Raw genomic sequence first — 8,184 nt, forward strand, 5'->3', positions numbered from 1 at the left:
GGGGAGCAGGGGGGAAAAGACTTCTCCGGCTTACTGGTTAGATAAAGAGGCAATTCATCAATCTCAGTCAGGATTGGGAACAGAGGTAGTTGGTGGCTGGTGGTATCCTGAAGACGCACAAGTTGATAATAAGGCTCTAGCTCGCGTTCTGTGGACGGCGGCTGATTCTGTTGGTGTTGAACTCAAAGACGGCATTACGGTAGAAGCATTTTTACAGCAGCAGGGGCAAGTGGTTGGCGTGCAAACCAATGCTGGGGTAATTCGCGCTGCACACTATGTTTTAACTTCCGGTGCTTGGTCAAATGAGTTGTTACCACTACCGATACGCCCTAGAAAAGGACAAATGCTGAGTGTGCGGATACCGGAATTTGTGCCGGAATTGCCCTTGAAGCGGGTTTTGTTTGGGCAGGATATTTACATCGTACCGAGACGCGATCGCCTCATTATTGGGGCAACAAGCGAAGACGTTGGCTTCACCCCCGACAACACCCCAGAAGGCATTCAAACATTACTACAAGCTGCCATTCGGCTGTATCCCCAATTAAAGCATTATCCCATCCAGGAATTTTGGTGGGGATTTCGCCCAGCTACGCCCGATGAGTTGCCCATCCTTGGCACCAGCCATTGTCAAAATTTAACCCTTGCTACTGGTCATTACCGCAACGGGATTCTACTTGCGCCCGTAACAGCCGCATTGATTGCCGATTTAATTTTGGAACAAAAGTCTGACCCTATACTTACTGATTTTAATTATTCGCGCTTCCAGTCCAAGTTATCTACCTCCACCCCAATGCTGACTCACTCTGCCAATTTTTCCAACGGGCATCATATCGCCACAGACGCGATTAATCGCGTCTCTACCCACTCTCCCCTGATTATTGCAGGCAAAACCTTCCAATCCCGCTTGATGACGGGAACTGGTAAGTATCGCAGCATTGAGGAAATGCAGCAAAGTATTGCCGCCAGCGATTGCCAGATTGTCACTGTGGCAGTACGACGGGTACAAACCAAAGCCCCCGGACATGAAGGTTTAGCTGAAGCCTTAGATTGGACGAAAATCTGGATGTTACCCAATACCGCAGGTTGCCAAACTGCTGAAGAGGCGATTCGGGTGGCGCGTTTGGGGCGAGAGATGGCGAAATTGTTGGGGCAAGAAGATAATAATTTTGTCAAGTTAGAAGTAATACCTGACCTTAAGTATTTACTCCCCGATCCCATTGAAACGCTGCAAGCAGCAGAACAATTAGTTAAAGAAGGCTTTGCAGTATTGCCCTATATCAACGCTGACCCCATGTTAGCCAAGCGTTTAGAAGATGTAGGCTGTGCTACAGTAATGCCTTTAGCATCACCAATTGGTTCTGGACAAGGGCTAAAAACAACTGCCAATATCCAAATTATCATCGAAAATGCAGGTGTGCCAGTGGTGGTAGATGCTGGTATTGGTTCACCCTCCCAAGCCGCCCAGGCAATGGAATTGGGAGCAGATGCCTTGTTGATTAATAGTGCGATCGCTCTTTCTCCAAACCCAGCAGCAATGGCTCGTGCCATGAATTTAGCAACAGTCGCCGGTCGCCTAGCATACCTTGCTGGCAGGATGCCCATCAAAGATTACGCCAGTCCTAGTTCACCACTAACTGGGACAATTACTAGTTAGGGAATGGGGCATGGGGAGAAGGGAGAATAACTAATTCCCAATGCCCAATGCCCAATGCCTATTAATGTAACGATTTATCTAGCAGCTTGAGAGCGGACATAGTACTTATGTAACATTAAGTCAAGGATAATTAAGATAAAGGAATTAATTCATGCCCTATACAAACGAAGAAGGCGGCCGTCTAAATAATTTTGCCCAGGAACCGAAGATTTATCAAGCAGAACCTCCCACGCAAGGGCAAAAGCGAACCTATATTTTACTAGGAATCGTCGCTACAGCTTTGGTTGGCGGCTTAATTTTAGTGGCCTTCTTTGTTTCCCAGAACAGTTGAGCATAAAACATTTTAATAAAATTTCATCTTTATAGTTTTTCAGGTTCCGATTTTAAGAGGGGCCTGCTTTTTTATTTTTTTAGGACTTACGCAAAACTATACGCACTCTGAGGCAATTCATGTAGACGCATTCGCGGAGCGTCTGTCTGCGACACGCTGCGCGAACGTAGAGAAGCGGCTTCCCGCAGGGTATTGCCCCTAAGAAGAAAATCATTCTTTTCGGCTATGTTTGCGTAAGTTCTGTTTTTGTTAAAATTGAATTGGCAATCAAAGTATAATTATATACTTGAATCCGATTAAAATTGAAAAGCTCAATTTATCATGAGCAGTATTACATCCACTTAAAAATCATTTTCATTATGAGATTTTCAACCCGCTTTGATCTGCTCAGATAGGTAATAAATATATACTGTGTTTTGGCTCTTTAGCCGCCATGAGCGTGAATGATACTGCATACAACGATAATTTTACTTGGAATCGGCAAGTATACCAGCGCCTAAAACTTGCCTTAAGTCTTAGCCTACGACGCCAACTTTTTTTAGCGGTATGTGATGATTTACACTTGAGAAATCAAGTAGCGGCTCGTTTGCATTCTACATTGGCTTATCCTGTTGGACAAGTGCTGTATCAGCCATCAAATGGCCAGGAAAACAGCACTCCAGCTTATCCGCGATTAGTCACATTGCGTTTGAGTTTAAACGATCCTAATCCCATATTTCAGATAAATCAATGGTTGGCTAATTATCCACCGCCAATTGTTGAAGTATTAAAAGATACGCCACGAAGACCCTTTCCAATACCAGCATTTCAGATTGTAGGTGTGGAACAGCTAACCAAGCAACCAGTAGCGACACAGCGTTTATTTTTGCACCATCTCCGCTTAAGCGAGCAATATTTCTCTACACAAGAATCCAGCCGATTCCTAGAATCTAATTTGTTGCTGTGGATACCGCGTCCTTGGTTATCTGCTATTAAGCAATCAGCACCACAGTTTTGGCGTTGTCGGACTGGCGTATTTGTATTTGCCGGAGAACCCACACCAGCGACTCCTAATTCGGGCTATCAAGAACGTGAAAAACGTTCTGGAAGCTTGGATTTAGGAAATCTTGAGCAGTCGATTCTAGATGAATCAGTTACCCAAACAGAACTCAGAACCGCAGCCACGGAGTTAAAGTTTGAGAATAATTCCGATTTTTTAGCAGAGACACAAGGGAATAGTCTACACAAAACCCCAGAAGCTTCACCGTCAACAACGGATTTATTGAAGAGTGTGCCACAACAGCAAGAATCTACTATTAGGTCTGGTAGTGGGAGTAATAATCAACCGTTGTCGTCTTTGTCTCATATTAGCAGCGAATTAACGGAGCTAGTAATAGCAACAATCAACACAAGTATTGCTCAAGATACAGGGGATTACTTGCAACCGCAGCAGATTTTGTTGGAAATTGAAGAATTACACGAAAAGCAAGCTTCAGGGGAGTTACTGGCAGAAGCTTATCATCGCTTAGGCACTTTATACCGCCTTCGCATTGAACAAGGAGAATCAACTTTAGAAAACCTGATGGTGGCAATTATTGCTTATCAGGAGGCAATTAGTTATGATGAAACTTCACCGCAACTTCCAGATATCTTGAATGACTTGGGTACACTTTACTGGATGCTGTACCGCACACCACCCAATTCTGAGGAAGGACAAACTTACATAGAGCAGGCAATAGAATTTTATCAGTTGGCGTTAAAGATGACTTTGCCAGAGACGAATTCGGAAACTTACGCTCGTGTGCAAAATAATTTGGGGACGGCTTATGGTGATTTAGCTCGTTTTTCTAACCCAGCTGAGAATTGGCAGCAAGCAGTTTTAGCTTACAGCGAAGCACTCAGCTATCGTACAGTCGATATGGACTCATTAAAGTATGCTGCTTGCCAAAACAATTTGGGTACCGCTTACTGGCATTTAGGGCAATATAGTCAACCGATTGTGCATTTAAAGAAAGCGATCGCAGCTTACAACGAAGCACTTATACACTACAACCCAGAACATGAACCGCTCAAGTATGGGATGATTCAAAACAATATCGGTACTGCCTATTGGAATCTAGCACAATACGAACAACCTGCCCAAAATTTACAACTAGCTATTGATGTCTATAACGAAGCTCTTAAATATCGCACCCCAGCTAATGTTCCTAGCGCTTGTGCCGCTACACAAAATAATCTGGGTACTGCTTACTGGCATCTAGCAAATTTATCTCAGACAACTAAAGAAGCACAGCAAAAATATCTGCAATTATGTATCAGTGCTTACGAAGAAGCTATAGCTTTGGCTCATTCCCTTAGCGGCACTCCTTTAAGTTTTGATTTGTTTGCCTCTTATAATAACCTGGCACTGGCACATTATCAGCTAGTAATAGATAAGTCTTACAATGTTGACAAAGCAATCCGTTCTCAACATCTACAAGTAGCATTAGACTACCATTTGCAAGCTCTAAACGGATTAAGTAAACAACCAGAGGCTTATCAAACAACCTTCGGTTATATGGTGAAAACAATTCGTGCTTTCCATAATGAATTAGGGATACAAGGACAAAATCTGGCTTTATCTAAAGTTCCCAGCCAGTTGTTGCCGGAGATTCTGTCAAAATTGTAGTTTTTTGAACCTCACACCACTAGAAGTGGCGTGATTCCTGCTTCAACGATCTCTGCCTGAATTGCTCTCTTGTCTTACAAGTTCTCCACAGGCGTATATAGCATCCGGCGCACCGACGGCTGCTGTCAAAATTCTCAACCCTTCACTCAGAATATTTAGACTTGCGTTTACGTCTCTCAGGTTGTAATTACCGCAACTAGGACAAAACCATTCACGCAGCTTTAAGTCTTTAACCAATGGGTTGATTGATTTGCAAGAATTACAAGTCTGAGATGAGGAATAAAATGTACCAACTTTTTGCACAATTCTGTCATGCCAAAAAGCTTTGTATTCCAGCATAGTCACGAACTTAGTCCAACTAGCGTCTGAAATGCTCACTGCCAAGTTGTGATTCTTTACCATGTTGGCAACTCGTAAATCCTCGATACAGATAATGCTGTTTTCCTTGATTATACGAGTTGACAGCTTGTGCAGAAAGTCGTCCCTCAAATTCGTAATCCGTTCATAAGTACGAGCCAGCTTGATTTTCGCTTTGACTCGGTTGCTACTACCTTTGACACTGCGGGATAGTTTTTTGTGGCATAAGCGTAACTTCCTTTTTTGAGTTCTATAATACTTGGGGTTGTCTACCGTCTCGCCATTACTAGTAGTCAGGTAAGACTTCAGCCCTAAGTCCAGTCCAATATTCTGTATGACTTGAGGATACTTTTCTATCTCTATTTCGCACAAAATACTAGCAATATATTTACCTGATGAAGTACGAGTTACGGTAACGTTTACAAGCTTCCCGGTAATGTCTTGAGACTGATGAAACTTAATCCATCCTAACTTGGGAAGCTTACACTTATTCTCTATTACCTGAATGTTGCCGTTAGTCAGGTTAGTTTTGTAAGACTGTTTACACCCATGCTTCTTTTTAAATTTAGGAAAACCTACACCCTTCTTACCTTTGATATTCTTTAAGTCAGCAAAAAAGTTTTTGTATGCTGTCTCTAAATTCTTGAGTGAATTTTGTAAGGCAAACTTATCTACTTCCTTCAACCATTCAATTTCTTTCTTGAGTATAGTTAGCTGTTGACTACAAGCGTTGTAGTTTAAGGTTTTTCCCTCACTTGCATATAACTCTTTCTTCAGTGCCAAAAAGTGGTTGTACACATATCTGGCACAACCAATTGTCTTATTGATTAAGACTTCTTGATTGTGTGTGGGTATGAGAGTAACTTTAAATGCTTTTTGGATGGATGGCAATTTATTGAATTTGCTGAATACCTCTCAATTTTAACACAAAGTCATACTTAATATAGAGCGCCTAACTCATGACTTGAAGTCACGAGTGTGCGGCTTGAAGACATCAACTCTTATTTCAATAGGACTTACGCAAAACTACACACTGTAGGGGCAATTCATGAATTGCCCCTACCTAAAACTCAGGGTTTTGGGTATTGTTTGCGTAAGTGCTGTTCAAAACTAAAATCCTGTTCAGATGAGGAATCACCGAAGTTATGAGCAGCGCTGTCTCATCGTTCCCTGTTTTAAAATCAGAAAACTTAAAAGAAACGCTAAAATCAAGTCAGCCTTTGTATTGTAGCGGTTGTGTCCCACATCACTCAGAGTGCGGTTCACTGCATAAATCCTGACTGTCAACGTCCTTATCCTCAACCTTGGGGAAACAAATTTTGCAACAGCTGTGGCGCACCGCTCCAGCTGTTAGACCGCTATGTCCCACTTCAGCCGTTGGGATCGGGAGGATTTGCTCAAATCTATACGGTTTGGGATGAAAAAACTCAAACAGAGAAAGTGCTGAAAGTGTTGGTAGAAGATTCGCCAAAGGCACTAGAATTATTTACCCAAGAGGCGGCGGTTTTATGTAGCTTACAGCATCCGGGTGTCCCTAAAGTTGATGCTGATGGGTATTTTCACATAAATTTGTTTAGTCCCAAACCGCACCAACTGCCTTGTCTGGTAATGGAAAAAATCAATGGGCGGACTTTGGAGGAAATATTAAAAAAGTATCCCCAAGGATGTCCAGAAGATTTGGTTTTAAACTGGTTTGCCCAAACTGTACAGATTTTACAAGAATTACACAAACGTCAGATTATTCACCGGGACATCAAACCTTCTAATTTAATGCTGGGTTCTTCGCTAATTGTATCCCCGGTTGAAGGGGAAATAGAGGGCGATCGCTTGGTACTAATTGATTTTGGCGGAGCAAAACAATTTAGCCCCTCAAAGCTACGTTCTCAATCTAGTTCCACCCGGTTATTTTCTTCTGGCTATAGTCCACCAGAGCAAGTGATTGGAGGTATTGTCAGTCCAAATGCCGATTTTTATGCCCTTGGTCGAACGATGATTGAGCTACTAACCGGCAAGTATCCACTAGAGTTGGAAGATCAGCAAACTGGGAAGTTGCGCTGGCGAACTACGATAAAAGTCAACCCCCAACTAGCAGATTTACTCGATGAGATGGTGCAGGAGGATGTGCGATCGCGTCCGGCAAATGCAGCTATAATTCAAAAACGTTTGGCAAAGATTTCTCAACCATTACCGCCATCAGGGTTGTTTTCTCAACTGCGAGACAACGTTAAACAAGCCTCAAGGCAAGCGTTTCAGAGATTTACACTGCTAACACAAGCTATTGAACAAGTTTTAGCTAACTTTAGCCAAGTTGTAAACAAAACCATTATTTTCTTCGCTCAAGCAATTATCAAAATTTTCCAAGCTTGTTTGGCGACGATTTGGGCGATAATACTGACCAGTTTCGGCGCTTGTTTTGGTGCGATCGCTGGTTTTATTTTGGCGTATCGGACAAGCTTGGGCCGTCAGGTTGTGGAATTTATTTCGAGTCAGTTAAACGAATTAGTGCCAAACACTCAACTCGTCTTCGGGGCAGATATTTTGGTGTTCGTTGCAGCAGGTTGGGGAACCGCCTGGGGACTGACGGTATCTGGATGTTTTGGTCAACGGCGGCGGTTTTTAGTAGCGTCGCTGATGGGGATGATTAGCTATAGCTTCGGCTGGTTGATTTTGCAATTAATCACACCAAAAGATAGCGGCGAGGGCTTAGTAGCAGTGATTTTAGTTGCAGTTTGCCTACTCACTTTGAGTTTAGGACTTCGTAGCCATCACATAATATACGCTGTGTTCGCTGGCTTTGGCAGTGCGATCGGCTATGCAGTTTTGATACTTTTAAGGTTAGCACCACCAATCTTCCAATTCTCTAGTCAACCAGGCTGGTCAGAGTTATACTTGCCTCTAACTTTTTTTGGTTGTGTGGGCTTCTTTATCAGCTTATGGTTGGGGGTGAGTTACTACCTAATTGTGCCTGGATTACGTCTTTTAGGGTGGCGGTGAAGAAGGCAGGGAGCAGGGAGCAGGGGAGCAGGGGAAGATGAGGGAGACAAGGGAAATAACTATGCCCAATGCCCAATGCCCAATGCCCAATACCTAATACCCAATGCCCAATGCCCAATGCCCAATGCCCAATGCCCAATGCCCAATGCCCAATGCCCAATGCCCAATGCGCATTGGGCATTGGGCATTGGGCATTGGGCA

Annotated in this window: 5 protein-coding genes; 4 read left to right on the plus strand and 1 reads right to left on the minus strand. The window is 43.2% G+C overall.

All coding sequences use genetic code 11. From position 1 onward, the window contains the following. The 3 genes from F8S12_RS28855 to F8S12_RS28865 all read left to right on the plus strand — a co-directional run. A partial coding sequence (locus F8S12_RS28855) for a thiazole synthase (protein ID WP_196519700.1) occupies positions 1-1,654 on the plus strand: 1,654 nt, incomplete at its 5' end. Positions 1,655-1,805: 151 nt separating this feature from the next. Further along, positions 1,806-1,985: a photosystem II assembly protein Psb34 gene (gene psb34 / locus F8S12_RS28860; RefSeq protein ID WP_196519701.1), complete on the plus strand. Its 180-nt coding sequence runs from the start codon at positions 1,806-1,808 to the stop codon at positions 1,983-1,985. Between the two features lie 433 nt (positions 1,986-2,418). Next, positions 2,419-4,632 carry a tetratricopeptide repeat protein gene (locus F8S12_RS28865; protein WP_196519702.1) on the plus strand — a complete coding sequence of 738 codons (2,214 nt, stop codon included), beginning with the start codon at positions 2,419-2,421 and terminating at the stop codon, positions 4,630-4,632. Between the two features lie 42 nt (positions 4,633-4,674). Here the strand turns inward: F8S12_RS28865 and tnpB are convergent, their stop codons facing one another. After that, positions 4,675-5,880 (minus strand): IS200/IS605 family element RNA-guided endonuclease TnpB, encoded by a 1,206-nt coding sequence (tnpB, locus tag F8S12_RS28870; protein WP_230968346.1) that lies wholly within the window; start codon positions 5,878-5,880, stop codon positions 4,675-4,677. 345 nt (positions 5,881-6,225) lie between these two features. On the opposite strand from tnpB, the gene F8S12_RS28875 reads away from it, so the two are divergent. Beyond that, positions 6,226-7,983: a serine/threonine protein kinase gene (locus F8S12_RS28875; protein WP_196519703.1), complete on the plus strand. Its 1,758-nt coding sequence runs from the start codon at positions 6,226-6,228 to the stop codon at positions 7,981-7,983. Positions 7,984-8,184 lie beyond the last annotated feature (201 nt).

The organism is Nostoc sp. WHI (assembly GCF_015714725.1).
GTDB lineage: Bacteria > Cyanobacteriota > Cyanobacteriia > Cyanobacteriales > Nostocaceae > Nostoc.